This window comes from Streptomyces catenulae, from assembly GCF_000718015.1.
Lineage (GTDB): Bacteria > Actinomycetota > Actinomycetes > Streptomycetales > Streptomycetaceae > Streptomyces > Streptomyces catenulae.
This window is the reverse complement of sequence record NZ_JODY01000020.1, coordinates 39,266-65,878: the sequence shown is the minus strand read 5'-3', so window position 1 is coordinate 65,878 and position 26,613 is coordinate 39,266. Positions and strand designations below refer to the sequence as shown.

Here is a 26,613-nt window from a genome sequence, read left to right as displayed (position 1 = left end):
TCCCTGATCATGGTCACAGGGGGCCTGCTGCCCCTTGGCTCGTCTTCCGGATGTCCTCGATGCTGCGGAGCTGATGGCTCAGCCGGAACTCGGCAGCCAACTTCTGAGCCTTATCGAGGACGTGGAACCCATCATCCAGGGTCACAGGGTCGGATAGCAGGATGTGGCCATACGCGGTGTCCAGGCGCACTCGCTGCATCGGGGAGTCAACCACCCCGGTACTACGGGCGACATCGATCAACCGGAGGGCGGAGTCCAGGTCGCCCGCGCCCCGACGAGCGAGGGCGAGCTTCTGATGTGCCACCGACCAGTCATCCGGCTCGGAAAGATCTTCAAACTCGCGGATTGCTCCCTGCATGACTCGGGCGGCGTAGTCGTGGTTGCCGTCCTTACTCAAGGCGGTACCCACCCACAGACGCGCCCTTGCTCGATCGCGGCGGGCGAGCCGATCATCAACGGCCAGTTCCTCGTACCGGTGCGCGGCCGTGTCCAGCTCCCCGACCATCTCAGCCACCACGGCCAGGGAGAGGTCGAGTTGGGCGACCCGACGGGGAATCTCCAGTTGCGCGAAGACCGAACGGGCCCCGGCATAGGACCGGCTAGCGGACAGGGGGCCTAGGATCTCGCCTTGATCACGCCGCAGGTCGCCTAGCAGCGTGGTTGATCGCGCGAGGAGATAGAGCCCCCGGTCGTCCAGGTCAGCGGGTTGAAAGCGAGCAGTCCAGCGGCGCAGAAGGTCGTCTGCGAAGTGGAACTTCTGGCGGGAGAGGGAGACAACAGCTCGATCGAGGTCGTCGGCCCACTCCTCGTACTCCCACGCTCTCGGGCGAGGGATCGTGACGCGCCGCATCGCTGCTGCCGACCCTTGCCTCGTCTCCGAGAGGTAAGTCTCGAACCGCAGGTGAGCCGCCACGTCAGCCCGAGCGAGACAAGTGTCCAGAATGGCCTGGCTATCGGTGTTGGGTTTGGTCCCAGCCAGATGTTTCTCCCATTTCGAGACCGTGTTGACTGCCACGCCGAGGTGCTCGGCGAACCCTCTGACGCTCATACGGAGGGCATGCCGGAGAGCACGAGCCTCCAGGCCAGTCCATTCATGCACGGTCGCCATGCGTCGCTCCCTTCCGTGTGCCATGGAATCACGGTAGGTGCAGCTTGAAGGACAGGAGTGGAACACAAGTGGGACAGTCGTTGCTTCCCTGCTCTGCCTTTTCGCGGAAGTCTCGAACTACCAGTCTTCCGACGCATTGGACGGACCCGCACCCATGGAGCCTCTCACCGAACAGCGCGCAGTAACTGGTCCCGTCGTCTACGGTTTCCTGTGCCTGGTAGGAATGTCTTCAGCCCGGCAGCAGGCACTGACCAGAGCTGTCGCCGAATATTGCAGCACCCACGAGTTGACGCTCGGTGGGGTGTTCACTGAACGCTGTTCGTCATCATCATCCGCTTTCGCTGGGCTTCTGCAAGCTCTTAGAGTGCCCGGCGCATATGGGGTTGTTCTGCCCGCGCCGTCCCATCTGGGTCCCAAGGAGATAGCCCGAGACCGCGAACGGCGTCTCAACGTGTCAGGAGCCCGCGTGCTCTTGATGCGCGGCAGTCAGCGAAATCAGCCCGCCCACCCCTTCTCACCCGAGCCGCCTGCTTCCGCTGCCCCCTCGAAAGGGGCCGCATCATGAACTCGGTGTTCCCGCCCGGTGCGGCAGGAGAAGTGCCTTGTCCTGCTTATGCTGCCAGCAGGACAGATCGTTTCCTGCGGCTCATCAACAGGCTGCATGACGAGTACCTGGCCGAGTACGACGAAGACCTCAACCAGGTTCTCGGCGCGCCAGCTGGGCCGGAGGGCGTCGCTGGGATCCGCCGGGCGCCGGGGCTGATACGCCGTCGCCCCGGGCGTCTTCCCGTACGGGACCTGGTCGCCCCCTCCGAGCTGCCGCTCCTCGCGGAGCGGTTGGACCGTCTGCTGGGGCAGCTCGTGAACATGGCTCGCGCCGCGTCCGTCCGCTGCTCGTCGCCCGAGTTCGGCGTGGCGCTCGTCCGTGCCGACCGGCTGCGCACCGGTCCGGCCGCGGCCGGACGCGCGGATGCGGTGCAGGTGCGTCGGATGGCGATGGCGGCCCAGGAGCTGATCGACCGGCTCGATCCGGGCGACACCGGGCCGTTGCCGACGTTCGAACCGCAGCCCCCGGAGCAGCGGGAGTTGTGGTGTGCGTGACCCCGCCGTCCGCGTACTGGGCGCACCTGGACCGCACCGATAAGACGGGGCTGCCGGTCGGCCTCGACGTTGAAGGTCGGCCGGTGGCACAGAACTTCGTCGCGGCGAGCCCCGAGGTGGCGATGGAGTGGTTGCGGGACTCCGTCCGTGATTCCCTCCTCGACCTGGACACCGACGGGTTCGGGGTCGCGTGGGCGTGGCTGGGTGATCACCGTGCCGCCCACCGGGTCACAGCCAGCCTCCGGCAAGGGCGTCCCGTGATCTTCACCGTGACGACGCCGTCGGGTCGCTGGTCCTGGAGTGCCGCTCCCGTCAGGGCCCTCCTGCCCCTGACCTGCCGATGCCCCGCCCCCGCACCCCTACCGCGGCCGCACCTCGGCAGCACCGAGGCCGCGCCCTCTCTTCTCCTCTTCCACCCGTGACCAACTGCACTGCTCTGAAAGGGCTTTGACCATGTCCGAAAACCGCGACGAGATGTACCCGCCCTTCACCGCGAAAGCCCTGATGGCCGGGCTGCGGGCCGCGGGCATCGATCCGCAGGAGGTGTCCATCACCCCGTCCGGCGTCCTCACCGTGCGCCACCTCTCCGGAGGCCAGATCGAGGCGATCACGGAGCGGCTGCACCCCGACCTCCTCCCGCTCGTCACCGGACTGCGGGAGGCCCTGGCGGCCCACGGCATCCATGTGATGCCCACCGCCGAGCATGGCCGGATCCTCCTGGGCTCCTACTCCATCCCGCAGGTCGACGCGCTGACCGCCGCCCTGGGCGGCACGCCGCTGCCGGAGCTGTCCGGGACCGAAACGCCGGGCTGGGAGGGGAGCGACAAGGTCTGTCGCGCCCTCGAAGCCGCGAGCCGGTCCGCGATCGGGCACCGCCTCCACGGCGATCTCCACCCGTACTGCGTCGCCTGCGACCGGGATGCCCGGCTCCAGTTCCTCCCGGTGCCTCCCGACGTCGCCCACCAGCTGACCGACGTCCTGAACCGCCGTTCGCCGCAGTCCTGCACCCGCCCCTGACCACCTCGCCTACACGGAGTTGTCGATGTTGAAGGTCGAGCTGTCGGAGCCAGAGGTCCGAGCCATCCTGGGCACCGCACACGGCATGGCGGTCGAGGAGATCGCGACGATGACGCGGATGCGGGTCGAGTCGGTCCGGAGCCTGCTGACCTGCGCCAAGGGCAAACTCGGCAACCGAGACCTGACGGATCCCGCAGCCGTCCAGCGCACCTACGCCTCCGGTGTCCTAACCGCGCCGCCGCCGGAGCCGCTCTCGTGCCGGCCGAAGTGCAGCTGTCCGTCACACAGATCGCCCTCATACGGCTGCTGGCCCAGGGGGCGACCACCTGGGACCTCTCCCTCCGCAGCGCCAAGCCCGTGACCGCCATCGAGCGCGACATCCGCGCGGTGTGCGAGGCCACCGGCGCCACGACGGCCGCGCACCTGATCACCCGCGCCCGCCAGCTCGGCGTCCCCTACCTCCGCCGCGCTGCCCGCCCCGCCCCGCGTCCCGCCGCCCTCTCACTGACCCCGGAAAGGACCTGCCGCTATGTGCGCCCATACTCCGCCGTGCCCCGCGGCCGACGCCGCCGACCGCGACGCCGCGCACCCTGTCGCCGCCCGCCCCGAGCAGGGCTGGAGCCTGTTGTGCAACGGCGTCCTTCTCTTCGAGGACACCGGTGAACTGGCCCCGGACGGTGAGGTCATCGGGCCGCGCCGCCCGCCGGCCGGAATGACGGTCGCCGCATGACCACTACCACCAACCTCCTCCTCGCCCCCACGCCCGGGGAGCACAACGGGCCGCCGCTGTGCGTCCGCCGCGGCGGACCCGCGGGCCACTTCCGTCTCAGCTACACCGCCGAGCAGCCCGGCGACCGGGACCTGCGCGACGTCCTGTGGGACCGCACGGCCCCGGACGGCCAGCGCCAGCCCATGCTCTACCTGAACTGCGCGCTGTGCGAGGCGCCGGTCCGGCCCGTCCGCAGTACCAGCCGCCCCCGGCTGGGGGGCGGGATGTTGTTTCTCGTCCCCGCTGGTGTGGACGTGCGGGGGCAGGTGCGGACGGTGCTGCCGCCGGTGTGCCTGGCCCACGCCACCATCGCCGCACGGGAGTCCGCCGCCCTCCAGCACGGCCACACCGCGCTCCTCGTCACCCGCCACCGCCTCCACGGCGTCATCGGCACCCGCTACCGCTGGGCCGGACACCGCATCCAGCAGCTTCCCCCGAACGACGAGCCTGTGGCCTACGGCACCTACGAAGCCCGCTGGACCCTTGCCCGCCTCCTCGTCCGCGAACTGACCCAGTACAGCGTCGTCGACCTGGACGGCAACACCAGCCTCGCGGAGGCGTGGTGACCACGATCCCGGTGATCTACTGCTCACAGGCCGGGCCACCCGCCGAAGCCGTGGACGACGAGCTGTACCTCACCCACCCCGGCGTCACGACGGCCACGGCCTGGACCAATGGGTTCTGCCTCCTGGCCGCCGACCACCCGCCCGACACCGCCCACGCGTACTGCGTGACCGAACTACCTGACGCCGTCGACGGCCTCTGGCTGCGGTGGGTTGGCGACGGGCGCGAGCAGACCTGCTGGCTCGAACCCCACGACGACTGCCCCACCACCAGCAACGGTGACCACCCGTGCCTGCTGTTCCTCGACCACCCCGGCGGCCACGTAGAGGCCGCCGAGCACCCGACGAGCTTCTGATGATCCGCCGCATCCCTTCCTCGCCGCCCGCGCCTCCCGGACCGCAGCAGAAGATCATGTCGCCCGCCCCGCACCTGCTGCCGCCCGAGGTCCTGCTCCCGCCCCGCCGCCCGGTGGCCGACCTGTGCGCACGGTGCAAGAGCCTCGACCGCGAACGGGCCGCCGCCCACGCCAGCGGCGATGTCTCCCGAGGGTCCGACCTCACCGTCGCGATCAACCGCTGCTGCCCCGCCCGCTAACTCCCGCACTTCAGGAGAAGACTTCGTGCCCGCCCCCGCCCCTGCACCATCCCTCGGCGGCGCCCCGCCACCCGGCCGAATCGTCGCCACCGTCGCACTCCGCAACCACCGCCGCGCATACGGGACACAGAAGGACGCCGCCGCGACCGCGCCGTCCACCCTCCACGCCGCGAGCCCGACTCCACTGCGCCCCCGCAGCCAACCCCACGGGGCCCCGCCCCCAGGGCGGCGGCCGAGTGGTTCCTCGGTGTCCCGGCTGGAGCGTGCGCAGTACCCCCTGGAACCGCGCACCATCAAGCAGCTGCTGACCTCCTACGGCGTCGACCCGGACGAAGCCCGCGAGATCACCCACCTCGCCGGTGACGAGAACGGCGGCGAGTGGAGGAGCATGGTGGTCACCGACTTCGGCCCCAGGTGGCACCAGCGACTGGCCTGGTGTGAGCAGGCCGCCACCTGCATCCGTACCTATGCCTCCTGGCTCCTGCCCGCCGTCGCCCGGACCCCCGCCTACGCCGACCGGGTCTCGATCGGGCCGAGGACCGTCATCCGGGCGCCGCGCGGCCTTCCTCTCCGTCGCGCGGCCTCCCTCACCGCGCTGCTCGACCACCAGACCCTCACCCGCCCCGTCGGCGACGCTGCGGTCATGGCGGAGCAGATGCGCCACCTGCTGGCCCTCATCGACCACGGCGCCCAGGTGCGCGTCCTGCCGCACGGCGGCCCGCCCATCTGGGAATGGGGCGGCACCAGTGAACTCGTGATCTACGGACACAGGCTGTTCGTCGAGGAGACCTACGGCGCCGTCTACCACACCGGCGAGGCCGAGGGCAGCCCGTTCGCCGAGGTCTTGGGCGAGGCCGAGGCCGCAGCCCTCCCCGCGGAAGAGAGCCGCCAGCTCATCGCCGCGGCGGCGGACCGCTTCCGCGACGAGGCCGCCCGCGCCGGCACCGGGGAGGCGGGAGCATGACCCGCCGCCCACCGCCGCCGCCCTGGATTTCCCAGCGTCGACCGACGGCCGACGCGCGGCTGCGGACCGCCGTCGCCCGGGTCACCGGGCGCCACGGCCATCGGCCCGCCCGAAGGCTCGTGGACCACAGCATTCCCCGGATCGCTGACCTGGTCGGGAGGCCGGGCTGCCACACCGTCCCCGCCGACCTGGTGACCGCGGCCCAGGCCGTAGAGGGCGGTCCCGGCTCCGACCTTGCCGTCTGCGACACCTGGTGCCTGCGATGGCCCCACCACGACGGCGACCACTACTCCCTCCTGCACTACCTCGACGCCACCCGCAGCGTGTGGCTGCGGTGGAACGCCACCGGCCAGCACGGCCTCTTCGCCGCGCCTGACTGCCTCCATGGCGAATGCGGCCTTTTCGCCGGGCGCGACGGTGCATGCCGATGACCCCGCCCTCCGAGCCCCGATGCGCATGCGGCGAGCTGGCCATCGAGGACTACTACGTCGACTCCGCCTCCGGCCCGGTACGCGCGGTCTCGCGCTGCCGCCTGTGCCGCTACGCCCCCGACGACGGCCCCTCTCCGCGGCTGCGGGCCATCGCCCGCCGCGGCGCCTCCACCTTCCGTAACTGGATCATCCCTCGCTAACTCACCATCAGTCACTACGACTTACAGGAGAGATCATGCCGACGACCACGCCCGAGCTGCTGCGCGTGGGCACGTACAACATCCGCGACGGCGGCGCCCTCGACCCCCAGGACTTCGAGCGGCAGCTCGATCTCATCGCCGGCCTGGCCATCCTGGGCGTCCAGGAGGCGAAGCACTGGGACCGCGACCGCCAGCGCCGACTGCGCCGCGCGGCCCACATCCTGGGGATGGAGCCCCTGCTCACCCCTTCGGCCAACCACGGCTGCCACCTAGTCCTCTTCATCCGGACGCCGCGTGTCCAGGTCATCGAGCACACCCCGGACATCGCCGACGGCGCCCTCCACCACGCCGCCAGCCGCACCCTCGTGGAAATCGACGGCCACCGCATCACCGTCCTGCACACCCACCTCAACCCGTTCAGCCCCGAAATGCGGCTGGCCGAGACCGGGTGGCTGACGGAGTATGCAGAAGAAGGCCGCCGCACCCTGCTCCTGGGCGACCTCAACACCATCGGGGCGGACGACCCCGACGACGACTGGTCCACCATCCCCCGGCACCTGTACTCCCGGCACCGCGAGATCCGGCCCGATGGCATGTACGACGGTGCGGACCGCCGCGCGATCCGTGCCCTGTCGGTAGCGGGATATGCCGACCCCTCCACCCACCTCGGGGTACCCGCCGCGCCGACCACCGGACACTGGCCCGGCGCCGAGGAATGGATGCGCCGGAGCGACTACGTGCTCCTCTCCGAAGCCCTCACCCCGGCCCTGACCGACTGGACCGTCATCGACACCCCGGCCGCCCGTGCATTGAGCGACCACCTCCCCGGCATCGCGACCCTCGACCTGGGGGCCCTCGTCCCGTGACGGTCCCCGAGATCCCGTACACGGCGGCGTGGCCCCAGGAGACCGACGTCACGCCGCCCGTCACCGTCCGTGTGAGCCGGAGCGGCTACCCGGCCCTCGCCTTCCGGGGCGAGATGCCTCACGATCGCGACCACCACGACGTCCTGTGGCGCCGCCAGATCATCGCCCCGGGACGCGGGCGCCCTGTTGCGGGGCGCGTGCACTCTCACCGGCAGCGCACCGCGATGACCGACCTGCTGTGCCATGTGTCCGCCGACCCCGCCCTCGGCGGACATGCACTCCATGACACCCCGTCCTCCGGTGAACACTCTGAAAACAGGACACTGTTCCTCCTCACCGCCGAAGTGCGCGAAGGGCATGTGACAGCCACACCACCGTTGTGTCACCGCTGCGCGCCGCGCGTGGCGCGCGCCCGCGGCAGCCGCAAGCGCAGCTACACCGCCGTCCTCGTCGACGAGGTCCGCCCCTGGGGCGTCGCCGGTGTTCTCTACGACCCGACAACTCTCCGCCCCGCCGCGGACGGCGGCCTCACCGCCGTCCGCTACCGCAGCCCCCGGGCTCCGTGGGTCGTCGCCCACCAAGCCCTCATATCCCTCCACGGCATCACCTCCGTGCGCCTGAGACTCCGCAGCTCAGCCGCCTGATGGCCCCCGACGGCCCGATGTCCCCGTTCCTGGCTGCGCTGTGCCCGCACAACGACAGGAGAGTTCATGCTCACCGCACCGACGTACCGCAGTGTGGAGGGGGCCTACCTGGCCCTTCTCCGCCTGGCGTCCACCAACTTCGAGCAGCGCATCGATGCGCGGGGCAACGCGGCGCGGGAGGTGACCGGTGTCAGCTTCCGGTTGCTCGACCCGCGTCAGCGTCTCCCGTACCTGAAGGCGCGCAAGGCGAATCCGGTGTTCCAGTACGCCGAGGCGCTCTGGTACCTCGCGGGGCGCCGGGACCTGGAGATGATCGGCTACTACGCCCCGTCGATGCGCGCCGGTTCGGCCGACGGCGTCACCCTCGGCGGCTCCGCCTACGGCCACACGCTCTTCACCCCGGCCGACGGCGACACCGTCGCCCCGTTCGACCGTGCCCTGGATCTGCTGCGCACGGGGCTGGACAGCAAACGGGCGTACGTTCCCGTCTTCTCCGCCCGTGAACTGGAGGACCGCGACAACCTGGACGTGGCGTGCCTGGCCGGCCTCCACCTCATGGAACGCGGCGGGCGCCTGCACATGGTGTGCCACATGCGGGCGAACGACCTCGACTGCGGTCTGCTGTCCGACGTCTTCTCCTTCACGATGATCCAGGAGTACGCCTCCATCCAACTCGGCCTGGAGTTGGGCCCGTACACCCACACCATCGGCTCCGCGCACGTCAACGACCGCAACGCGGAGCGGGTCAAGACGGTGCTGCACGAGGCGGACGTCCGACCGAACCCGCTCAGCTTTCCCGTCACTTCGATGCCGGCGTCGACCGGCCCCGAAGTCCTCGAACGCGTCCTGGAGCACGAGGAAGCACTGCGCACGAACACGGAGTCGTACTCGGCGAAGGACATCGCCGACCTCGGCATCGAGCCGTACTGGCAGCAGGTGATCGTGTTGTTCGAGATCTACCGGCAGATCGTGCACGACCAGACCGACGCCGTCAGCCCCGACATCCTCGATGCCCTGGACCCGGGGCTGCGGTGGCTCGTCGAACACCGCTGGGTCGCCTGCGCACCGACCGGGGGAGTGGGGCGGTGAGGGGCAGCGTGGACTTCAGCCGCTGGGCGGTGGTCCTGTGCAAGCCCGACGCGGTCGAGCGTGGGCTCGTCGATGCCGTGCTGGCGCGGATCGAGGATGCGGGCGTCGTCGTGCGCGCCCGCACGGATCTGGTCGCCGAGGCATGGCAGGCCCACGTCGCCTTCCGCGACATGCTGGCCGACCCGGGGCGCTTCCCGCCGGACCTTCCCGCGCGCCTCGACGAGACGTATGCCGGACAGCCGGTCACCGTCGCCCTCGCGCACGGCGGCCCCGACATCCACGCCCGCCTGCGCCAGTTGATTGGGCACACCGATCCGGCCGAGGCCGCCGCCGGCACCATCCGCGGCGACCTGGGTGCCGACAGCCTCGCCGCGGCCAGCCGGGAGAAGCGCCTCGTGCGGAACCTCGTGCACACCTCCGACGATCCGCCCGCCGCGCGCCGCGACTTCGGCACCTGGTACGGGCCCGGCCGGGCTCTTCAGGTCTCCGACTTCTCGCGCTGCTCGGTCATCCTGTGCAAGCCCGACGCGACCGAGCGCGGAATGGTCGACGCCGTGCTGGAGCGGATCGCCGACGCGGGCGCCACGGTCACGAACCGGTGCGAGATCACCGTGCAGCCCTGGCAGATCCACGTCCACTACTGGGACCTGCTCGTCGACGCCGACCGGTTCCCCGACCGGGACATCCCCGCATGCCTGGAGCAGGAGTACGCGGGACGCCCGGTCACCGTCGCCCTCGCCCACGGCGAGCCGGGCATCCACGCCCGGCTGCGTGACCTGCTGGGTCACTTCGACCCCACCCACGCCGCGCCCGGAACGATCCGCGGCGACCTCGGCATCGACAGCCTCGACGCCGCGCTCGCCGAGCGACGCCTCGTCCGCAACCTTGTGCACACCTCCGACGACCCGGATGCGGCCCGCCGCGACATCGGCACCTGGTTCGGAACGGCCCGCCGCGAACTGCTGACACCGCCCGTCCCCGCACAGGCCGCCCGACCGATACCCGACCCGCTTCGCCAGCCCAGGAGGACCCCGTGAACGTCCCCGCCGACCGGCCCCGCCGTGCCCTGCCGATCCTGCCCGCCGACCAGATCGGCAGCCTCAAGCCCGCACTCGCCGACGTGATCGAATACCGCAAGTCCGGGTTATCGCTGAACTGGATCGTCGGCTGCCCGCTCGACTGCGGCTACTGCGTCCGGCACCTCTTCGACAACTTCGAGATGAAGGTGCCCCGCCGCCTCATGGACGACGAGGCCGCCGTCGAAGCCCTCGTCGGCCACCGTTACTTCCGCCCGCACCGCACGCCCATCCAGTTGCTGAACCGGGCGACCGACCCCATGCTCCCGGCCGTCAAACCGCACCTGTTCGCCGTGCTGCGGAACCTCGACCAGCGGGGGCTGACCAACCACGTGCTGGTCATCACCCGCTGGCGCGTCACCGAAGAGGACTGCGCCGTCCTCAACTCCTTCGACAACCTGCGCCTGACCGTCCTGGTGACGCACTCCGGCATCACCGACGAGCGGATCGAACCGGTCGACTCCGCCATCGCCGCCCGCAGCCTGCGCACCCTGTACGAGAACGCCGAGCGGTACCGCACCGTCCTGTACTGGCGACCGATCGTGCCCGGCCTCAACGACAGCGACGCCCACCTGGCCCGCGCCCGCGAACTGTCCGCCCACGCCCACGCCACGGTCTTCACCGGCCTGTTCTTCCGCAACGAGATCGCCGCCTACTACCAGGCCCACAGCCTGCCGGTGCCCTACGCGGACACGGCCCGCCGCAAGATCATGCCCGAGGCCGCCGAACAGCGAATTCTCGACCACTTCCGCACCCCGGACGATGCCTCGGCGCCCTGGGGTGCGCTGTTCCGCAAGACCAGCTGCGCCGTGGCCTACGCGCACGGCGAGGCCGACTACAACGGCCACTACGGCATCCGGGAGTTGTGCGACATCTGCCCCGCGGAGCAGATCGCGCGGTGCAAGTCCGCGTGGGTCGAGCCGGGCCTCGCCGAAGTGACGAGGGACGCCCGCGTGTTGGGCGCGACCGGCGCGGTGGAGATCGACGACCGGGCCATCATCGTCGAGGGACTGGACGAGCCGCCGCGCTACTTCCTCCAGCACGGATACGGCTACCAGTGCCACGACCGCGACAAGCCCCACCACTACCGCCGGCACGGCCGCGCCCCGATCGGCTGGACGGCGGAGAACGGAACGACCGCACCATGAACTTCTCCTCCTGGCCCCCACTGCTCGTCGTCGACGTCGAGGGCAACGGCACCACGCCGCCCGACCTCGTCGAGGTCGCCGCCCTTCCGGTACGCGATGGCCGCCCGGACACCACCACGGCGGGCGCGTGGCTGACCAGGCCCAAGCGGCCCGTCACGCCGTTCGCCGCGCGCGTCCACGGTCTGACGAACGAACGGCTGGCGACCGCGCCGGGCTGGGAGGAGATCTCCGGCCAGGTCCACGCGCTGCTGGACGGCGCGTGGATCTGCGCCCACCACGCCCACGTCGACTACCGCGTCCTGCGGGCGCACCTGCCGCAATGGCAGCCCGCCGGGGTCCTCGACACGCTCCGGCTCGCCAAGGCCGTCCACCCCGGCCTGCCCAAGTACTCCCTCGACGCCCTGCTCGACCACATCCGGCCGGACTTGACGCAGGCCCCCGCCGCCGGACGGCACCGGGCCACCTACGACGCCTACGCCACCGCGCAGCTCCTGCTCGTGCTGGCCGCGCACTTCGACACCTGGGACCAGCTCGTCGCTGCGGCCGTGCCGCCCGGCCTGCCCGGCGCCCCCGAACCAGAAACGGACCCCACCCTGTGGTGAACACCCCCTTCCGCATCGGCGTGCTCGGCGCGCCGTCCACCGGCGCGACCCAACTGCTGCGCCGCATCGAGATGGAGCTGCGCGGGCACGGCGTCGCCGTCGCCCGCACCGGCGGCATCGCCAAGCGGGCCGCTGCCGCCGGCCTGCCGAAGATGCAGCACCACACCGATACGTCCACCGAGTGGATCATCGGGCAGACCATCGCCGACGAAGCCCTCGCCGCCCGCACGGCGCAGGTCGTCCTCGCCGACCGCGCCGTGCTCGACGCCATCCCCTACTACACCGCGGCGCTCGAATACCGCGACGACGACCGGGTCGCCACCGAGACCTGCCTGATCGCCCGCCGCTACACCACCGTGAAGTACCACGTCCTGCTCGCCACAGTCCTCGACCCCGAGATACCCGTCGATGCTGCCCACCCCATCGACCCGCGCTACCGCGCCCTGGTCGACAGCCACCTCCACGACGAGCTGGGCACCTCCTTCCTCGCCCACTCCACGCGCCGCGTCACCAGCACCGCCGACAGCAAGGACGCCGCCGTCCAGCACGCCGTCGACGCAGCCCTGCGGGCGGTGGCCGCATGACCGCCACACCACCCGGCGGCACCCTCCACCTCGCCGGAAAAACCGTCTCCCGCCTGGGCCTTGGCACCATGCGCCTGACCGGCCCCGGCACCTGGGGATACCCCGACGACTGCGCCGGCGCCGTCCACCTGCTCCGGCACGCCGTCCACACCCACGGCATCACCCACCTCGACACCGCCGACGCCTACGGCCCGCACACCGTCGAACACCTCATCCGCGAAGCCCTCTTCCCCTACCCGGAGTCGGTGCTGATCGCCACGAAGGTCGGTATGCTCCGCACCGGCCCCAACCTCTGGACCCCACACGGCCACCCCGCCTACCTCTGCGCCTGCGTCGAAGCGAGCCTGCGCCGCCTCGGCGTCGACCAGCTCGACCTGTGCTACCTCCACCGCATCGACCCGAACATCCCGCTGGCGGACCAGGTAGGCGTGCTGCGCGCGCTCCAGGACGAGGGGAAGATCGCCCACATCGGCCTGTCGAAGGTCACCCCCGAACAGATCAAGAGCGTCGGCCGCGACATCGAGATCGCCGCCGTGCAGAACGCCCTGAACATCAACGAGCGCCACGATCCCGCCCTCGACCTGTGCCGCGACCTCAAGATCCCCTACGTGCCCTACCGGCCGCTCAACGCCGGAACCCTCGCCCCGAACGCGTACCTCGGCGCCGCCCTCCGCTGGCTGCTCGACCTCGGCCCGCACGTCGCCCCGATCCCCGGCACCAGCTCCCGCACCCACCTGACGGAACTGGTGAACTCCCTCGCCGAGGAGCCCTTGGCCCCCACCGAAGGGGCGCCGGAGTGAGCCCCGGCCCCCGTACCGCGCGTGCACCCCGGCGTCCTTACGAGAACTGGCGTCCCGCCATCGACTGGGCTGTGGTCGTGATCCCCGTGGAGAATCACCGCCTCGTCGTCATCGACACCAGCGGATACGGGCACCTCGGCCTGCCGGGCACCGTGGTGCCTTCCGGCACCGACCCGGCCGAGGCCGCACGGTCCACGCTGCTCGGCCGCGAGGCCGGCCTGCCGATCACCGACTGCGTCACCGTCGAGCGCACGCAGACGCGCCGACGCCAGGTCAACGCGCACCTCTTCCGCACCGCCACCCTCACCCACCACGAAGCCGCGGCGCTCCGCACACGCGACGGGACCCTCACCCGGATACTCGCCCAAAGGGACGCCCTGCCCCTTCTCTCCACCCGGGCCCGCGAACGCGCGCTGAAGATCCTCAACCCCTGAATCGCGCCCGTGGTGAGGCCGACCGAACCGGCCGGCCTCACCACGCACAGTGCACCGGAAGTCCCTGGCACGCCACCGACCCGCGAAGCGCGGCACACCTCACATAAGCTCCATATGCGCAAAAGGGCCCATTCGCTCATGATGTTCGTATGTCTGGGCGAATACGTGACCTGGAGGACTCAGTGGCGGCTGCCTGCCGCCGTCTCACCGAGTCCGGCACCAGCACCCCGTCCGAGCAGATACCCGACGGGCCCGACGTGGTTCGCGCCACCATCGCAGCGGTGCGCCGCCGTATCGGTGCCCCCGCCCTCTATGGCGGCGCCGCCTGCGGACCGTACGTCCGCTGGAGCATGGAGGGCCGCATCCTCCTCCTGTCGCGGAGCACCGCGGGCGCCTTGGATCTAGCGGTCTGGGAACCGTACGACCTGGCGGAGGTCGAGCGGGCACGCTTCGCCCTCAACCTTCGCGACATCGACTTCGCGCGCCTGCCGTACACGTGGCAGCTGCACGTCCGCCCGCCGTGGCCACCGCCCCCACAGCTGCCTGCCGCCCCGGACTGGCTGACGCTGGAGATCTCCCTCGCCGCACTCCTGCGCAGCAGCGCGGTCTACGCACCGCAGGTCCTCCCGCCCCGCGGGCACTTCGGCTTCAACATCGCCACCCGGAGTACCGGGAGCGGCGACCGTACGGGACGGACGGTGGGCGTCGCCCAGAGTGGCCCGGAGTTGACCATCCTGGTGGACGACCGGGCCGGGCCCGAGCCCACGCCTCACGACGAGATGCTGCGGCGGGGATGGGACCATCCGCTGGCCGGCTGGTGGGGGCACGACGTTCTCGACCCCGACGAAACAGCCCACGCGGCCGAACTCCTGATCAAGGAGGTGCGCCTCGAAGCACGCACCCCCGCCGACCTGCGCCTCACCGACCCGTCGGCAGAGCCCGGCCGCCTCGTCATGCCCGGCCTGGCAGTCACCTCCGCCTGACGGGCAGGTGCTATTTCGCCTCGTCGTCGGGCTCCGGGTGCCGCACTCGCCGCTTCAGCGCGGCCTCGACATCGATCCGCCGCTGCCCCGTGGCCGCCGCATGGGCGACCACCAGCTCATGAACCTTCTGAGCCGTCTCCACCGAAAGCGTGCCGGCGTGCATTTCCGACCACGCCTGCGTTTCCCACTCGATCAATTCGTCGGTCAGGTCGATTGCCACCCGGTGAGTGTAGAGCGCGCCCACCGGCTCCCGTCGCACGGCACGCCCACACCTTCGGAGCCCTCGAAGCGCAACCGCTCAGCGGTTCCCCATCCACACAACCCTGCCCGCGAACCCGCCACGCGCGGCTGCTTTGCTCTTGCGGATCGCCTCCAGTTCCTCCGGACCGACTCCGAGGTCTCCGGCGAGGGCATGTACGACTTCCATCACATCCGCCAGCTCATCCGGTGCCGACGACTCGTCGGCGCCCAGGACTTCGCGGACCTCCTCGGAGAGCTTGTGCCGTAGCCTCCTGCGGTACTCCTGCGGCCCTGCGACATGCCAGTGCGGGTCGGCCCCGCTCTCCTGGATGATCCGCGGGATCTCGTCCCGTACCAATTTGCCGTCCACAGGGCAGTTCACGGCTCTCCCTTCGCCACGGAGCGGTTATCGATCACCACTCACCTGCGGGCGCACAGTAAGGAAAAGCCCAGACACCGCGCCACCTCAACTCCCCTTTAACGGGCCTGGCCCGCCGAGGGGGTTCGGCTTCGCCGTCCGCAGACGGCTTCCCCTGGGCGGTGCACCCTCCATCAGGCATCACGCCGCCTGCAGGCTCGTCCCGCCGAGGCCGTCTTCGTCCTCCTCGATCGGCACCAGGATCACCAGCCGGCAGTTCGGAGACGCCGCCGAGAACAACGTCGTGCATTCGAGCAGAACGGACTCGTCGTCGTTAATGCCCGGACGTACCCGGTACCGGAGTGGTCCCCCGCCTTCGGTCACGTCCGCCGACCCGTTCCACAGTCCGACGAGGTACGGGTCGGCGCCGACCACATCGTCGATGATTGCGCGCACTCCGAGATCGCGGGGGTACTGGATCGAGGTGAACCGCAGCATCGCGAGATACGTTCTGGCCTGGTCCTCCCAATCGAGGAGGGCCTCCTGCCCCGCAGAGAGACCCCAGCGCATGAGATTCGCGCCGCGCTCCGTCGCCCAGGGCAACCACCTGGCCAGCACCGCATTGGACGCGAGGACATCCCACGTCGGACCGAGCAGCCACGCGGGGTGGGGCTGCTGATCGAGGACACGCTGCAACGAACGGAGCGTGGGGGTGTCCAGGTCCGGGCCTTCCGGCCGAACGGCACCGCCCATGTTGCAGAGCATGAGCGCGCGCACCTCGTCATGGGAGAGGAGGAAAAGACCAGCGATCCCGAGGCACTGCTCCCGGGTAAGCCGCCCGCCTCGCCCGGCTTCCAGGTCCTGATACCACCGCCCGGAGCGCCCGATCGCCTCGGCAACTTCCGTCTGCGTGATCACCCGGCTGCGCCGCCGGCTTGCCTCCGTACGCAAGGCGCGCAGCAGATTCCCGAGCGTCCACTGATACAGGGGCGGCATCGCTTGCTCCACATCCCGGGGAGTCATTCCTGCCTGTCCTTTCATGCGCTGTGCCGTGCCTGCCGCCTCCCCGAGTGGTAGGTGTCGTAGTGCCCCTACCGAAAGCGGCACTACGACTGTACGTAAAGGGGAATCGATCTTGCCGGACCGCGGGGAGCGAAGATGGGGTCGCATGAAGGTGATTCTGTAAATCGGCAACTCGCTGCCCCGGCGAACGTCTCACAGGGGTGCGATACGGACATTGGAACCGGAAATTTTTTTCGTATCTCCGAATGCGAAAAAAATTTCCGGTCATTGAATTTATTGCTGACTTCCCTTGGTCGTCGAGGTGGCGCCAGCGCTTATGGGTGCGTCCTGTTACCCCAACCCTGTAGGTGGGTTTCCAGGGTGATCTGACGTCAGTTGATCAAGGCTTTTTCGCTCTCGCTTCTACGCGCGTAGCCCGGCCGTTTTGGCGCGTTGACTGTCTGTGCTCGGTGCGCTTTAAATCGTCCTTACCGGTAAGTTCGCCGGAGTGATCGGTCCATGGTCGGTTGGGGAGTTGAAGCCGTGAATCGCGATTGGGTGCGTGGCCGTGCAGTAGTTCCTGAAATCAGGTTCGGGCTGAGACGGATCTCTCACCGCACAGCAGGAGTGTGTCCGGCTGATCTTTCAGGCTGGACTTGGAGGGGCGGTACTCGTATGTTCCTGGTCCCCGCGAAGACGGAAGCGTCATCCGGGCAGGCCAGGGAGGGGTGACGCATGCGCGGATCGTGAAGTCCGCCGGGGTGAAATGAGACCGGCGCCCGGGAGCTACCAACTCCCAGACGCCGGGCCGGTACTCCGAGGAGTACCGATTCACATCTCGCGGGCGACGGGGCTTTTGCACGAGAACCGTCGCGCCGCGTCCTACGAAAAACGGAGTATCGCATGTACACCGCCGACGGCGGAAGCCCGGCCTGCCCGGACGCAGCGCGACAGAATCGTCTCGCGGTTCAGCTCGCCGACATGATCCCCGGCGCGGCCACCATCCGCGTCAGTTTCCACGACCCGAGGCAGCCCTGGCCCCACCCGCACGCCATCGCGAAGGACGCGGCCGGGGAGACGATCGACCTGAACCGCACGACGGCCAAGGTGGCGGCCCGCTGGATTCTGCGGGCCTGGCCCGACCTGGATCGGAGCTGGGTCTACACCTTCGACCTCGCCACGGCAGCCCTCACTGCCGGTGATCTCGCTGCTGACGGGGGCCGCTGACGTGGCGCGGATACGAACCATCAAGCCGGAGGCGTTCACCTCCGAGTCTCTCGCCGAGGTGACCGTCGAGGCCGAGCGGACCTTCTTCGGCCTCCTCACCCAGGCCGATGACCACGGTCGTCACCGCGACAACGCCGCCATCATCGCGGGGCTCCTCTGGCCCCTTCGCGCCGAGCACACCAGCGTTCACGTCGAGGATGACCTCCAGCAGCTCGCCAACGCGGATCTCCTCTGCCGCTACACCGGCTGCGACGGCAGGCGGTACCTGCACATCGTCACCTGGTCCAAGCATCAGAAGATCGACAAGCCCAGCCAGTCCCGGCTGCCTGCTTGCCCGCAGCACCATGCGGCGGACCGGTGCGGCCCCTGCAAGGGGACCTGCACCGAGAGGACCGAGGCGTCGCCCACCCTTCCCCGAGGGTTCGTGGAGGACTCGCCGAACCCTCCACGAACCCTCGATCGGCGCGCACCGGCCTCGCCGACGAGCCCCGAGACCCGAAGCGCGGCTCCGACTGCCCAGCAGGGCGACCTCGTCGAAACCACCGCCTCCCCTGACAGGGGAGAGGTCGAAACCGCAGGTCAAGCGACCTTCGCCGAGGCTTCCCCGAAACCTCGGGGAGGTCTCGGAGAGGGCTCGGGTACTGGATCTAGGATCTTGGATCCTGGATCTTCTTTCCCTACGGGGCGCACGGCGCCCGCCACCCAGGTCTCGGCCAACCAGCTCGTCGGGGAATACGTCAGCGCGTGCGACAAGCGCCCGCCCAGCGACGTGATCGGGCACCTCGGGCGGATCGTCAAGAAGCTCTTGGCCGAGGGCATCGACCCGCAGCACATCCGGGACGGGCTGTCGAAATTCGCTGCCACCCCGAAGCATCCGAGCGTCCTGACCAGCATGGTCAACGAGGCCATGAACGCACGCTCCGGCGGTTTGGCCCGGCCGGGGTTCAGCTCTAACCTGTCCGCCCATCAGGCGTGGACCAACCCGGTCGACGCTGCCGCCGCCTACGCCGAGGAGCTGTGATGGGCACCCGTACCCGCGAACCGCAGACCCTCGGCGAGGGCGCCCTGGACCGGATGGCCCGAATCCTGGCGGCCCGCAGCATCGACCCGACCACCGTCGCCGCGCCGACCGACGAGCCCGAGCCCTTCTCCCGGCTCGATGCCCTGTCCGCCGGGCTGCCTCCGCGCTACCAGGACGCCGTTGCCGACCACCCCCAGGTGCTGGCCTGGACCCGGGACGTCGCCGAAGCAGCCGTCGCCCCGAGCCGGGGAGCCCGGCGACAGGCCACCACCGGCCCCAGCCTGCTGATGGCCGGAGTCGTCGGCGCGGGCAAGACCCACCAGGCGTACGGCGCGCTCCGGAGACTCGTGCAGAGCGGCGTCGGCGTGCGCTGGCGCGCCACCACCGCCGCCGACCTGTACGCCGGCCTCCGCCCGCGGGCCGGGGTGGATAGCGAGCGGGAGCTGGCGGCCGTCAGCCGCTGCCCCGTGCTGATCCTCGACGACCTCGGCGCCGCGAAGGCCACGGAGTGGACCGAGGAAGTGACGTACCGGCTGGTCAACCGCCGGTACAACCACATGCTCCCGACGCTGATCACCACCAACCTGCGCATCAGCGACCTCCGGGCCTACCTCGGCGATCGCGTCGCCTCCCGGCTCGCGCAGATGACCACCCGGGTCGAGTTCGAGCCGGTCGACCGCAGACGCCACCGCACCGCGGACTGACCGCCGCAGACCGCCACGCCGGGCCGTGTCCGCCGCGCGCCCGATGCACTCTCCCGACCCACCGCACCCCTCCGCCGACGCCCTGCGCGCGGAGAGCGATCGGAGCACCTCGCATGACCACCACGACGATCACCCCTGCCCGCCACCGGTCACTCGGCGACCACACCTGGCAGGACGAGGCCGTCTGCCAGCGCACCGAGTACAACCCGGTGAACCCGGACATCTTCTTCCCCGAGCCGGACGAGACCGACAAGATCGCCACCGCGAAGGCGCTGTGCGGGCAGTGCCCGGTCCGCCGCACCTGCTTGGACGTCGCCCTCGAAACCGGTGACACCCACGGCATCCGGGGCGGCATGACCGAGGAAGAGCGCGAGCCGCGGCACGAGAAGCTCGCCAGCCGCCTGGACTACAGCCGCGTCAACGCCACCGTCGCCGGACGTGATGTCCACCTCACCAAGGCCGAGCGCCGCGCCGTCGTCCACGCCGCCTACCGCCACGGCCTGCCCGTACAACGCCTCGCGTGGCTCCTGAAGATCACTGAGGAGCACGCCCAGAAGCTGTACCGCGAAACCCGCCGGGCCCTGCGCAACCGCACCCTGGAACAGACCACGAAGACCGACAGTGGGCTGGACCGCGACGACTTCGGGACGGCGGCGTGAGCACCATGAGCACGCCACGGCCGACACACATCAACACCCTGGACCGCACGGTCGTCGCGATCCTGGGCGGCGCAGGATGCGCCTTGTCCTACGACGCGCTCCAGCAGATGGCCACCGCCATCCACATCCGCGGCTTCTTGACGTACCTCTTCCCGCTGGTGATCGACGGGTTCATCGCCTACGGCGTCCGCGCCCTCCTCGTCCTGCGCGCCGCACCGCTGCGCTCCCGGGCGTACGTATGGACGCTCTTCAGCACGGCCACCGCCGCCAGCATCTGGGCCAACGCGCTTCACGCGGTGCGGCTCAACGAGGAAGCGGCGGCGGGCACCGGGCTCCGGCTCGGGGACACGGTGGTCGCTGTGCTGTCCACCATCGCCCCGTTGGCGCTGGCCGGAGCCGTCCACCTCTACATCCTCATCGCCCGAGGCCCGGTCAAGGACAGCGACCACGACAACCTCGGTCACCACGCCCGTGGCGACGACTCCGGGAACACCCGGACCGACCGAGTCGGCCAGCAACAGCCGGTGGCCGGTCAGGATAAGGCCGATCAACCGGTCACCACTCTGACCGACCGGTCACGGCTGTCCGTGGACAAACCAGTACCCGGCTCCCGGTCACTCCCCGGCGACAGCAAGCCGGTCACCGGTGGCCAGGGCCAGCCGGACAAGGCCGCTGACCTTCCCGGAGGGCCGGACACCACACGGCCGGTCACCGACCGTCCCGGCGGCACCGCCCCGGCGACCGGCGGCCAGGAAGGTCCGACGCAGACCCCCGCCTCACCGGTCACCGACCGGGCCTCCCGGACACCCGGTGACCGGCGGCCGGACCCGGACACCGAGGAACTGCTGAAGATCGCCCGGTCAGCGGCCAGGGCCGAGGACAAGCTGACCCGCAAGGTGGTCGCCCAGGCGATCCGGGGCCAGCAGATCCCGCTGTCCAACGACACGCTGACCGCCCTCATGGTTCAGCTGCGTGAACAGCACGGACAGCCGGTCACCCCTGCCCGGAACTGACCGACCAACACCGGAAGCGGGTGACCAGTCGGAGACCCCGGCCGGTCACCCGCCCCTCCCGGACACGTGTCCCACAACTTTCCGCAGCGAACCGGAGAACCTTGATGCGCACCCGCCCGGCCACCCCCACCGAGGTCGACTCCTGGCTGGCCGTCCTTCACCAGCACGGCCACCTCCACCACACCGAAGCCGGCCCCAACACCACGTGGATCGTGCAGCGAACCCGGGACAGCCGCCCGTGGACCCTGCACCACCCGGTCCTCGCGATGGACTGGATCGAGGAACTCGTCCGCGACCTCCGCCAGCAGAATCCGGAGACACGCCGGTGACCGCCAACGACCCGGCCCCCACCACGGACGGACAGCACCGTGGCCCCACGACGGCTCCTGGCGGAGCAAGTTGTCGCGTACGACGGTCCTACGGCCCGTCGTACGCACTTGCCCCCGCCCAGGGGGGCGAGGGAAACCCGGCCGGTCCCCGAGCGAGGGCGCACGGGGACCAACCAGGCAACCAGCACCAGGGGGCGCCGGCCGGAGGGGGAGAAGCCGACGACAACGACGACCGCGACCAGCCGAGCCCGAGCATGCCCACCTTCCCCGACCGCACCCCGCGCCGCCGCAGCCGCAACCCGAGCGAGCGCACCCGCAAGACGACCACCCGCCTCTCCGACGCCGAGAAAGCCGAGATCACCGCCGCCGCCAAGCAACGCGGCGTCACCGTTGCCCGCTTCCTCGCCGCCGCCAGCCTCAGCGCCGCCCGCGGCACCACCCCCGTACACACCAACGAACAGCTCGACACGGCCATCGACGAACTCGCCGCCCTGCGCACCGCCCTGGCCCGGATCGGCAACAACATCAACCAGATCGCCTACGTCCACAACACCGGCGGCCAGCCTCGCCCCGGCGACCTCGACCACACCCTGACGACCCTGCTCCGCCTCCTGGCCCGCGTCGACGACACGGCCGACACCCTGGTGAAGAAGCGGCTCTGATGGTCCCCAAGATCCGACGCGGCTCCCGTACCCACGGCCTCCTGGTCTACCTGTACGGCCCCGGCAAACGCGACGAACACATCGACCCGCACCTCGTCGGGAGCTGGGACGGCTTCGCCCCCGACCCCGGCCGCGACACCAGCCCCGATCCCGACCCCAGGGCCACCCTCGCCCGCCTTACCGCAGCCCTGGACCTCCGCGTCAAACAGGCCGGTGCAGAAGCCCCGGCCCAGCACGTCTGGCACTGCTCGGTCCGCACCGACCCCGGCGACCGGCACCTGTCCGACGCCGAGTGGAACACCGTCGCCCGACGCCTGGTCCGCGCCGTCAACCTCGCCCCCGAAGACGATCCGGACGGCTGCCGCTGGGTCGCCGTCCGCCACGCGGACGACCACATCCACATCGTCGCCACCATGGTCCGCGGCGACCTGCGCCGCCCCAGGACGAACTACGACTTCAAGAAGGCCCAGGCCGAGTGCCGCCGCATCGAAAGGGAGTGGGGCCTGCGCCGACTCAAACCCGGCGACGGCACCGCAGCCCAGAACCCGACCAGTGCCGAACGCTTCAAGGCCGAGCGCACCGGCCGACCCGAGCCCGCCCGCGAGACGCTCCGCGAAGCCGTCCGCCAAGCCCTCGCCGGAGCCGCCACCGAAGAAGAGTTCTTCACCCGGCTCCACGAGGCCGGCCTGCGCGTGAAGATCCGCAACGCCCCGTCCGGCGACGCCCTCGGTTACAACGTCGCGTTCCCCGGCGACCGCAACCGCGACCGCGAACCGATCTGGTACCCCGGCTCAAAGCTCGCCCCCGACCTCTCCCTGCCGAAAATCCGCCGCCGCCTCGCAGACGAACTTCCCGACCCGACAACGCCCTCCACCCCCAGCAGCCGTCACCACTGGTCGTCGCCCGCCCGCGCCCGCCGCAGCGCCACCGACGTCGCCGAGCACGCCACCCTCCTGCTCGACAACGACGAAGACGATGCCGCCGTGCAGCTCGTCGGGATCGGCGAACTCCTGGACGCGGTCGCCCAGACCTCCCCGGTCGCCACCCGCACCGAACTGGTCGCCGCCGCCCGCGCCTTCGAACGTGCCACCCGCAGCCACGTCCGAGCGGAACACGCCAGCACCCGGGCACTCCGCTCGGCGGCCCGGAACATCATCCAGGCCGGAAGCGCCCTCGGCCGCGGTGAAGACGGCGGCACCACCGCCATGCTCACCTCCACCTTGGTCCTCGTCTCCCTGGCCGCCGCCCGCTGGCACTCCGCCCGCGGCCACGCCCAGCAGGCCCACGCCTCCCGCCAGACCGCCGAGCACCTACGATCCGCCTACCGCCAAGCCGCCGCCACACCCCTACGGGCACTGCGTAAGCAAGGCCGTGCCCTGCCTGAAGCCGAACGCCGAACCCACGAGGCCACCATCCGTACCGCTTTGGGGGAGGACCGGCTACGAACGGGCGGCTCGACGAAGACGGACGCCCTAGTCGCCACTCTCGCCCAGGCTGAGCAAGCAGGCCACGACCCCAAGGCCCTCCTCCAGGAGGCCATCGACCTGCGCGAACTCGACACCGCCGAGGACGTGCACGACGTCCTCGTTTGGCGTCTGCGACGCCTCGCCCGCCTTCCCGCGCACCCGGGCGAAGCGCCCCGCCGCCCGAAGACCGGTACCAGCCAGCCCACGTCCTCGGCCAACCGCACCCTGACGGCACCCGCGGAAACAAACCGCCCCACTGTCTCCGACCCGCGCCGGCGCCCGCCGCGCCGCTGATCGGGGCGTGGCAGAGCGATGATCGCCCTGCCATGTCCCGAGAACCCCCTGGACAACCGATTCCACCGGCTGTTACGGATGGAACAGAAAGCCCCTACCGGGAGATGACGCTCGTGCCCAGAACCACCGCCCGCCCCGTGGCGCCGGGCCCCGCCCCGTCCGTCGTCCCGGAGACCATCGACCCCCTGCTGCAACTCGAACACGAGACGCGGCCCCCCAGCGGCCCTGATACGACGCGCTGCCTGAGCCACCCGCCCGAGCTGGCCCTCCGCGGAATCCCCGTGACGTGCTCGGCCTGCCGCGCCCGACGCGACTGGCTGCTCATCAACCACCGCCGCAACGTCTGGATCGTCTGCCGGTGCAGCAACCAGTGGCTCGAGCCCGAGATCACGCGCGCCGACTTCGACGCCCTGATCGCCATCCCGGACGCAACGACCTACCCCAGCACCGAACAGGCACTCACCGCACTCGGCTTCGACGGAGCTTTCGTCGGCACTTACCTCGACTGAGCGACCGACGACAAAGGCCGGGGTGGGTTGCTGACATGTCGGAAACCCACCCCGGCTCGCACGATCGTCAGCCGCGGGAGCCTTCTTCGGCAGTTCACCCCGGAAGTCGCAACCGGAGCACTCGTCTTCGCCCTGGATGTGACCCTCGTACCAGCCGTGGGCGGCCGCGTGCAGGATCGCCTCCTCCACCGAGGCTTCGCCGTCTCGGAATGAGGCGGTGGCGTTACCGACGATCACCCGGAGCGCAGTGTGGTCAGGCGAAGGGAACGGCGGCGAAGGCATCGGCGAATCGAATGCCATGACGTCAGCCTACGGCTGGGCGCGAGCGCCGGTCAGCCCGATGTCCCGCTACGAAGGTGAGTACAGGTCGCTCCTGGCCCTCGGCCGTCGGTGCTGTAGGGACATCCCTGGGTGGGCACGCAGAAGGCCGCCCCTGCTTGATCGGCAGGGGCGGCCTTCTGCGGCTCGGTCAGGTCTGGGTGAGGCGGTTCGAGAGGTCGAGGGCGGCGGTCGCGACCTTGAGGGCGGCGCACAGGCCGAGTACCTCGTGGAGGGTGGGCCGGACCAGGTGTGGCCAGTTGTCCGGGGCGGCATGCCAGGAGGCGAGATGGACCTCGGTGGTGGCCAGGCCGAGGTGAGCGGTGATGTTCCAGCCTGCGGTCGGGGCGGGCTCCCAGTGAAGGCGGATACGGCCATGAGGGAGTCTCGGTGCGTCGGCGGACAACCAGGTGATGTCGAACGGCCCGTCGGGGTGAGCGGAGACGCGCTGGACCAGCGCACCGCGCACGGTGTTCGGCACGGGGCGTACGGCGAGGACGTGCAGCGGGAGGGCGTGAGAAGGGTGGGGGTGCGACGAGATGGGAGAACTCCAGGGGCAGTGGGATGATCAGGCCCAGGCGAGGGCGTCGCTGACCTCCGCCGGGAGGTAGTCCTCCTGGCCGTCGTCAGCGATGAACGCCTTGCCGTCCCGGACGACGACCTTCGCCGCCAGGTAGTGGGTGAAAGGGAAATCGGGGTTGACGGCGAGGCGGACCGGCAGGTTGGGGTCGAGGGCCTGGAGCTGGCGGAGCAGATGACCGACGGTCAGGTAGTGGGGCACGAGGTCCTCCGGGAGCGGGTCGGCGTCGGGGTGCCGGTACACCGGCACGTGTTGAAGAGAGCGGGGCCGCGCAGCATGGCGGGACGGAGGCGCTGACGGGCTGGTGCCGAGCGAGGGGCCCGGTTCGAATCGCGGGATTCCGCCGGTTGTGGAGAAGCGGTTAACGGTGGGCGATGAGGGTGGCGATGAACCCTGCAACCGCCTCGGCGGGGGTGTCCAGGCCGAACTCCTGGGTCCACGGGGCACCTTCGTCGGGCTGTACCCGGACTTGCCAGACGATCTTGCGCCCCCACGCGGCAGGGTCTTCGGGGAGCCAGCCGATGTAGACGCGGCCGTCGGGGCTCGTCGTGTGGACATTGGCCTCGGGAGTGTCGACGCGGGCCCAGCCGAGGCTGTCGAGGAGACCGAGCACCGGCGTCGCGCTGTGATCGGAAGAGAGCCAGCCTCGGTTTTCCCCGGCAGGGCGGACGATGGCGGGGAGGAGGGTGCTGCAGGCGTTCACGGTTGGACTATCCCTTCGTTGACCTGCGGTTTTTGCGGGCCCCCGTACGTTGACATGCAGTGCGCCGACGTACGTAGTCCTTTCCCGGGAAGCGGCGTCTGCCGTGGGCGAACTGGAGCCGACGGCAGGTAGTTCACCGTCCGGGAATGGACCGGCGGACGTGGTTGTCGTACCCGGGTTGCGGCAACGGGCTGCACGAGGCCGGAGGAGGAGCAGGAGTGGACGAGCCGAGCAGACATTGGGACGGGGCCAGTCTGGAACGCAAGATCCGTGCTGCCGGGCGACCGTGGACGGTAGGCGACATCGCGATGGTCGCCGACGGTCAGTGGGCCGTGGGCGCGCAGTCCGACGAGTGGGGGGACGAGGACGCGGTGGTGGAGGGCCGGGCCGCAGACGGGCGCCGCGCCGAGCTGACGTTGGACGAGCTTGCCCGCGGGGTGGACCCCCACAGCGGGCAGGGCCACCGGGACGAGGACGACGCGGAACTCGACTGATCGCGCAGAGACGTGGCCTCGGGCCGGTCGCCGCCGGGCGGCAGCAGCCGGCGAAGCGGC

37 protein-coding genes are annotated in these 26,613 nt (G+C 70.4%); 30 read left to right on the top strand and 7 right to left on the bottom strand.

Annotation, left to right across the window (positions count from 1 at the left end; genetic code table 11):
• Positions 1 to 13: 13 nt before the first annotated feature.
• Positions 14 to 1,108, bottom strand: coding sequence for a helix-turn-helix domain-containing protein (locus IF23_RS0118530; protein ID WP_030285041.1), 1,095 nt, complete (start codon positions 1,106 to 1,108; stop codon positions 14 to 16).
• A 561-nt stretch (positions 1,109 to 1,669) separates the two neighbouring features.
• On the opposite strand from IF23_RS0118530, the gene IF23_RS0118525 reads away from it, so the two are divergent.
• The 20 genes from IF23_RS0118525 to IF23_RS0118425 all read left to right on the top strand — a co-directional run bounded on the left by IF23_RS0118525 (position 1,670) and on the right by IF23_RS0118425 (position 14,974).
• Positions 1,670 to 2,209, top strand: a complete 540-nt coding sequence (locus IF23_RS0118525; RefSeq protein ID WP_157848034.1) for a hypothetical protein — start codon at positions 1,670 to 1,672, stop codon at positions 2,207 to 2,209.
• Positions 2,206 to 2,631, top strand: a complete 426-nt coding sequence (locus IF23_RS34640; protein WP_211266172.1) for a hypothetical protein — start codon at positions 2,206 to 2,208, stop codon at positions 2,629 to 2,631. The genes IF23_RS0118525 and IF23_RS34640 overlap by 4 nt, the downstream gene beginning before the upstream one ends.
• A 31-nt stretch (positions 2,632 to 2,662) precedes the next feature.
• Positions 2,663 to 3,226, top strand: a complete 564-nt coding sequence (locus tag IF23_RS0118515) for a hypothetical protein (RefSeq protein ID WP_030285037.1) — start codon at positions 2,663 to 2,665, stop codon at positions 3,224 to 3,226.
• 529 nt (positions 3,227 to 3,755) lie between these two features.
• Entirely contained in the window at positions 3,756 to 3,956 is a 201-nt protein-coding gene (locus IF23_RS0118505) for a DUF5999 family protein (RefSeq protein WP_030285032.1), read from the top strand.
• Positions 3,953 to 4,561 carry a hypothetical protein gene (locus IF23_RS31370; protein WP_051739688.1) on the top strand — a complete coding sequence of 203 codons (609 nt, stop codon included), beginning with the start codon at positions 3,953 to 3,955 and terminating at the stop codon, positions 4,559 to 4,561. The genes IF23_RS0118505 and IF23_RS31370 overlap by 4 nt, the downstream gene beginning before the upstream one ends.
• Positions 4,558 to 4,914 (top strand): hypothetical protein, encoded by a 357-nt coding sequence (locus IF23_RS0118495; RefSeq protein ID WP_030285028.1) that lies wholly within the window; start codon positions 4,558 to 4,560, stop codon positions 4,912 to 4,914. Before IF23_RS31370 ends, IF23_RS0118495 begins: the two co-directional genes overlap by 4 nt.
• On the top strand, positions 4,914 to 5,153 hold the full coding sequence (locus tag IF23_RS0118490; RefSeq protein WP_030285026.1) for a hypothetical protein: 240 nt from the start codon (positions 4,914 to 4,916) through the stop codon (positions 5,151 to 5,153). Before IF23_RS0118495 ends, IF23_RS0118490 begins: the two co-directional genes overlap by 1 nt.
• Before the next feature lie 247 nt (positions 5,154 to 5,400).
• The gene (locus tag IF23_RS0118485) at positions 5,401 to 6,117 is read left to right on the top strand and encodes a Scr1 family TA system antitoxin-like transcriptional regulator (protein ID WP_030285025.1); all 717 of its coding nucleotides are present in this window, start codon (positions 5,401 to 5,403) and stop codon (positions 6,115 to 6,117) included.
• 119 nt (positions 6,118 to 6,236) lie between these two features.
• Entirely contained in the window at positions 6,237 to 6,548 is a 312-nt protein-coding gene (locus tag IF23_RS0118480) for a hypothetical protein (RefSeq protein ID WP_030285023.1), read from the top strand.
• Entirely contained in the window at positions 6,545 to 6,748 is a 204-nt protein-coding gene (locus IF23_RS0118475; protein WP_030285021.1) for a hypothetical protein, read from the top strand. Before IF23_RS0118480 ends, IF23_RS0118475 begins: the two co-directional genes overlap by 4 nt.
• Positions 6,749 to 6,783: 35 nt before the next feature.
• Positions 6,784 to 7,614, top strand: a complete 831-nt coding sequence (locus IF23_RS0118470) for an endonuclease/exonuclease/phosphatase family protein (protein ID WP_030285020.1) — start codon at positions 6,784 to 6,786, stop codon at positions 7,612 to 7,614.
• The gene (locus IF23_RS32140) at positions 7,611 to 8,258 is read left to right on the top strand and encodes a hypothetical protein (protein ID WP_030285018.1); all 648 of its coding nucleotides are present in this window, start codon (positions 7,611 to 7,613) and stop codon (positions 8,256 to 8,258) included. Before IF23_RS0118470 ends, IF23_RS32140 begins: the two co-directional genes overlap by 4 nt.
• Positions 8,259 to 8,324: 66 nt before the next feature.
• Positions 8,325 to 9,347, top strand: a complete 1,023-nt coding sequence (locus IF23_RS0118460) for a thymidylate synthase (RefSeq protein ID WP_037678608.1) — start codon at positions 8,325 to 8,327, stop codon at positions 9,345 to 9,347.
• Positions 9,344 to 10,384, top strand: a complete 1,041-nt coding sequence (locus IF23_RS32135) for a nucleoside-diphosphate kinase (RefSeq protein WP_245655019.1) — start codon at positions 9,344 to 9,346, stop codon at positions 10,382 to 10,384. The genes IF23_RS0118460 and IF23_RS32135 overlap by 4 nt, the downstream gene beginning before the upstream one ends.
• The gene (locus IF23_RS0118450; RefSeq protein ID WP_030285012.1) at positions 10,381 to 11,571 is read left to right on the top strand and encodes a hypothetical protein; all 1,191 of its coding nucleotides are present in this window, start codon (positions 10,381 to 10,383) and stop codon (positions 11,569 to 11,571) included. Before IF23_RS32135 ends, IF23_RS0118450 begins: the two co-directional genes overlap by 4 nt.
• The gene (locus IF23_RS0118445; RefSeq protein ID WP_030285010.1) at positions 11,568 to 12,173 is read left to right on the top strand and encodes a 3'-5' exonuclease; all 606 of its coding nucleotides are present in this window, start codon (positions 11,568 to 11,570) and stop codon (positions 12,171 to 12,173) included. The genes IF23_RS0118450 and IF23_RS0118445 overlap by 4 nt, the downstream gene beginning before the upstream one ends.
• Positions 12,167 to 12,757, top strand: coding sequence for an AAA family ATPase (locus tag IF23_RS0118440; protein ID WP_051739687.1), 591 nt, complete (start codon positions 12,167 to 12,169; stop codon positions 12,755 to 12,757). Before IF23_RS0118445 ends, IF23_RS0118440 begins: the two co-directional genes overlap by 7 nt.
• Positions 12,754 to 13,557 carry an aldo/keto reductase gene (locus IF23_RS0118435; RefSeq protein WP_030285001.1) on the top strand — a complete coding sequence of 268 codons (804 nt, stop codon included), beginning with the start codon at positions 12,754 to 12,756 and terminating at the stop codon, positions 13,555 to 13,557. The genes IF23_RS0118440 and IF23_RS0118435 overlap by 4 nt, the downstream gene beginning before the upstream one ends.
• Before the next feature lie 77 nt (positions 13,558 to 13,634).
• Entirely contained in the window at positions 13,635 to 13,991 is a 357-nt protein-coding gene (locus IF23_RS0118430) for an NUDIX hydrolase (protein WP_157848033.1), read from the top strand.
• A gap of 149 nt (positions 13,992 to 14,140) precedes the next feature.
• The gene (locus IF23_RS0118425; protein WP_157848032.1) at positions 14,141 to 14,974 is read left to right on the top strand and encodes a hypothetical protein; all 834 of its coding nucleotides are present in this window, start codon (positions 14,141 to 14,143) and stop codon (positions 14,972 to 14,974) included.
• A 10-nt stretch (positions 14,975 to 14,984) separates the two neighbouring features.
• Here the strand turns inward: IF23_RS0118425 and IF23_RS31355 are convergent, their stop codons facing one another.
• From IF23_RS31355 to IF23_RS32130, 3 genes are all read right to left on the bottom strand, one after another.
• Entirely contained in the window at positions 14,985 to 15,194 is a 210-nt protein-coding gene (locus tag IF23_RS31355; protein WP_037678645.1) for a hypothetical protein, read from the bottom strand.
• A gap of 78 nt (positions 15,195 to 15,272) precedes the next feature.
• Positions 15,273 to 15,596, bottom strand: a complete 324-nt coding sequence (locus IF23_RS0118415) for a nucleoside triphosphate pyrophosphohydrolase (RefSeq protein WP_245655018.1) — start codon at positions 15,594 to 15,596, stop codon at positions 15,273 to 15,275.
• Between the two features lie 177 nt (positions 15,597 to 15,773).
• Entirely contained in the window at positions 15,774 to 16,595 is an 822-nt protein-coding gene (locus IF23_RS32130) for a helix-turn-helix transcriptional regulator (RefSeq protein WP_051739685.1), read from the bottom strand.
• Between the two features lie 882 nt (positions 16,596 to 17,477).
• Here IF23_RS32130 and IF23_RS0118405 point away from each other — a divergent pair.
• The 9 genes from IF23_RS0118405 (at position 17,478) to IF23_RS0118365 (ending at position 24,458) form a co-directional block, all read left to right on the top strand.
• Entirely contained in the window at positions 17,478 to 17,801 is a 324-nt protein-coding gene (locus IF23_RS0118405; RefSeq protein WP_030284991.1) for a hypothetical protein, read from the top strand.
• A 1-nt stretch (position 17,802) separates the two neighbouring features.
• Complete coding sequence (locus IF23_RS0118400; RefSeq protein WP_030284990.1) at positions 17,803 to 18,822, top strand: hypothetical protein; 1,020 nt, start codon at positions 17,803 to 17,805, stop codon at positions 18,820 to 18,822.
• Positions 18,822 to 19,526 carry an ATP-binding protein gene (locus IF23_RS0118395; RefSeq protein ID WP_030284988.1) on the top strand — a complete coding sequence of 235 codons (705 nt, stop codon included), beginning with the start codon at positions 18,822 to 18,824 and terminating at the stop codon, positions 19,524 to 19,526. Before IF23_RS0118400 ends, IF23_RS0118395 begins: the two co-directional genes overlap by 1 nt.
• Before the next feature lie 113 nt (positions 19,527 to 19,639).
• Entirely contained in the window at positions 19,640 to 20,185 is a 546-nt protein-coding gene (locus tag IF23_RS0118390; RefSeq protein ID WP_030284986.1) for a WhiB family transcriptional regulator, read from the top strand.
• Positions 20,182 to 21,198, top strand: coding sequence for a DUF2637 domain-containing protein (locus IF23_RS0118385; protein ID WP_051739684.1), 1,017 nt, complete (start codon positions 20,182 to 20,184; stop codon positions 21,196 to 21,198). Before IF23_RS0118390 ends, IF23_RS0118385 begins: the two co-directional genes overlap by 4 nt.
• Before the next feature lie 104 nt (positions 21,199 to 21,302).
• Positions 21,303 to 21,527: a hypothetical protein gene (locus IF23_RS0118380; RefSeq protein ID WP_030284982.1), complete on the top strand. Its 225-nt coding sequence runs from the start codon at positions 21,303 to 21,305 to the stop codon at positions 21,525 to 21,527.
• A gap of 254 nt (positions 21,528 to 21,781) precedes the next feature.
• Positions 21,782 to 22,189: a plasmid mobilization protein gene (locus IF23_RS35025; protein WP_245655017.1), complete on the top strand. Its 408-nt coding sequence runs from the start codon at positions 21,782 to 21,784 to the stop codon at positions 22,187 to 22,189.
• Complete coding sequence (locus tag IF23_RS0118370; protein ID WP_030284978.1) at positions 22,189 to 23,949, top strand: relaxase/mobilization nuclease domain-containing protein; 1,761 nt, start codon at positions 22,189 to 22,191, stop codon at positions 23,947 to 23,949. The genes IF23_RS35025 and IF23_RS0118370 overlap by 1 nt, the downstream gene beginning before the upstream one ends.
• A 104-nt stretch (positions 23,950 to 24,053) precedes the next feature.
• Positions 24,054 to 24,458, top strand: coding sequence for a hypothetical protein (locus tag IF23_RS0118365; protein ID WP_030284976.1), 405 nt, complete (start codon positions 24,054 to 24,056; stop codon positions 24,456 to 24,458).
• 469 nt (positions 24,459 to 24,927) lie between these two features.
• On the opposite strand, the gene IF23_RS0118360 is transcribed toward IF23_RS0118365, so the two are convergent.
• The 3 genes from IF23_RS0118360 to IF23_RS0118350 form a co-directional block, all read right to left on the bottom strand.
• Positions 24,928 to 25,257, bottom strand: a complete 330-nt coding sequence (locus IF23_RS0118360) for a hypothetical protein (RefSeq protein WP_030284975.1) — start codon at positions 25,255 to 25,257, stop codon at positions 24,928 to 24,930.
• An 87-nt stretch (positions 25,258 to 25,344) separates the two neighbouring features.
• On the bottom strand, positions 25,345 to 25,605 hold the full coding sequence (locus IF23_RS0118355) for a hypothetical protein (protein ID WP_425423851.1): 261 nt from the start codon (positions 25,603 to 25,605) through the stop codon (positions 25,345 to 25,347).
• 112 nt (positions 25,606 to 25,717) lie between these two features.
• Positions 25,718 to 26,059 (bottom strand): SPDY domain-containing protein, encoded by a 342-nt coding sequence (locus tag IF23_RS0118350; protein ID WP_030284971.1) that lies wholly within the window; start codon positions 26,057 to 26,059, stop codon positions 25,718 to 25,720.
• 308 nt (positions 26,060 to 26,367) lie between these two features.
• On the opposite strand from IF23_RS0118350, the gene IF23_RS0118345 reads away from it, so the two are divergent.
• Positions 26,368 to 26,553 (top strand): hypothetical protein, encoded by a 186-nt coding sequence (locus IF23_RS0118345; RefSeq protein WP_245655016.1) that lies wholly within the window; start codon positions 26,368 to 26,370, stop codon positions 26,551 to 26,553.
• Positions 26,554 to 26,613: the final 60 nt, after the last annotated feature.

Bases quoted from the DNA above. Each gene is read 5' to 3' on its own strand.
- IF23_RS0118530 (WP_030285041.1), bottom strand. From the start codon at position 1,108: ATGGCGACCGTGCATGAATGGACTGGCCTGGAGGCTCGTGCTCTCCGG.
- IF23_RS0118370 (WP_030284978.1), top strand. From the start codon at position 22,189: ATGGTCCCCAAGATCCGACGCGGCTCCCGTACCCACGGCCTCCTGGTC.
- IF23_RS0118505 (WP_030285032.1), top strand. From the start codon at position 3,756: ATGTGCGCCCATACTCCGCCGTGCCCCGCGGCCGACGCCGCCGACCGC.
- IF23_RS32130 (WP_051739685.1), bottom strand. From the start codon at position 16,595: ATGACTCCCCGGGATGTGGAGCAAGCGATGCCGCCCCTGTATCAGTGG.
- IF23_RS0118345 (WP_245655016.1), top strand. From the start codon at position 26,368: ATGGTCGCCGACGGTCAGTGGGCCGTGGGCGCGCAGTCCGACGAGTGG.
- IF23_RS0118365 (WP_030284976.1), top strand. From the start codon at position 24,054: ATGACGCTCGTGCCCAGAACCACCGCCCGCCCCGTGGCGCCGGGCCCC.
- IF23_RS0118380 (WP_030284982.1), top strand. From the start codon at position 21,303: ATGCGCACCCGCCCGGCCACCCCCACCGAGGTCGACTCCTGGCTGGCC.
- IF23_RS0118470 (WP_030285020.1), top strand. From the start codon at position 6,784: ATGCCGACGACCACGCCCGAGCTGCTGCGCGTGGGCACGTACAACATC.
- IF23_RS35025 (WP_245655017.1), top strand. From the start codon at position 21,782: ATGCCCACCTTCCCCGACCGCACCCCGCGCCGCCGCAGCCGCAACCCG.
- IF23_RS0118445 (WP_030285010.1), top strand. From the start codon at position 11,568: ATGAACTTCTCCTCCTGGCCCCCACTGCTCGTCGTCGACGTCGAGGGC.
- IF23_RS0118390 (WP_030284986.1), top strand. From the start codon at position 19,640: ATGACCACCACGACGATCACCCCTGCCCGCCACCGGTCACTCGGCGAC.
- IF23_RS0118490 (WP_030285026.1), top strand. From the start codon at position 4,914: ATGATCCGCCGCATCCCTTCCTCGCCGCCCGCGCCTCCCGGACCGCAG.
- IF23_RS0118405 (WP_030284991.1), top strand. From the start codon at position 17,478: ATGTACACCGCCGACGGCGGAAGCCCGGCCTGCCCGGACGCAGCGCGA.
- IF23_RS0118425 (WP_157848032.1), top strand. From the start codon at position 14,141: ATGTCTGGGCGAATACGTGACCTGGAGGACTCAGTGGCGGCTGCCTGC.
- IF23_RS0118475 (WP_030285021.1), top strand. From the start codon at position 6,545: ATGACCCCGCCCTCCGAGCCCCGATGCGCATGCGGCGAGCTGGCCATC.
- IF23_RS0118435 (WP_030285001.1), top strand. From the start codon at position 12,754: ATGACCGCCACACCACCCGGCGGCACCCTCCACCTCGCCGGAAAAACC.
- IF23_RS0118515 (WP_030285037.1), top strand. From the start codon at position 2,663: ATGTCCGAAAACCGCGACGAGATGTACCCGCCCTTCACCGCGAAAGCC.
- IF23_RS0118525 (WP_157848034.1), top strand. From the start codon at position 1,670: ATGAACTCGGTGTTCCCGCCCGGTGCGGCAGGAGAAGTGCCTTGTCCT.
- IF23_RS0118460 (WP_037678608.1), top strand. From the start codon at position 8,325: ATGCTCACCGCACCGACGTACCGCAGTGTGGAGGGGGCCTACCTGGCC.
- IF23_RS31370 (WP_051739688.1), top strand. From the start codon at position 3,953: ATGACCACTACCACCAACCTCCTCCTCGCCCCCACGCCCGGGGAGCAC.
- IF23_RS0118395 (WP_030284988.1), top strand. From the start codon at position 18,822: ATGGGCACCCGTACCCGCGAACCGCAGACCCTCGGCGAGGGCGCCCTG.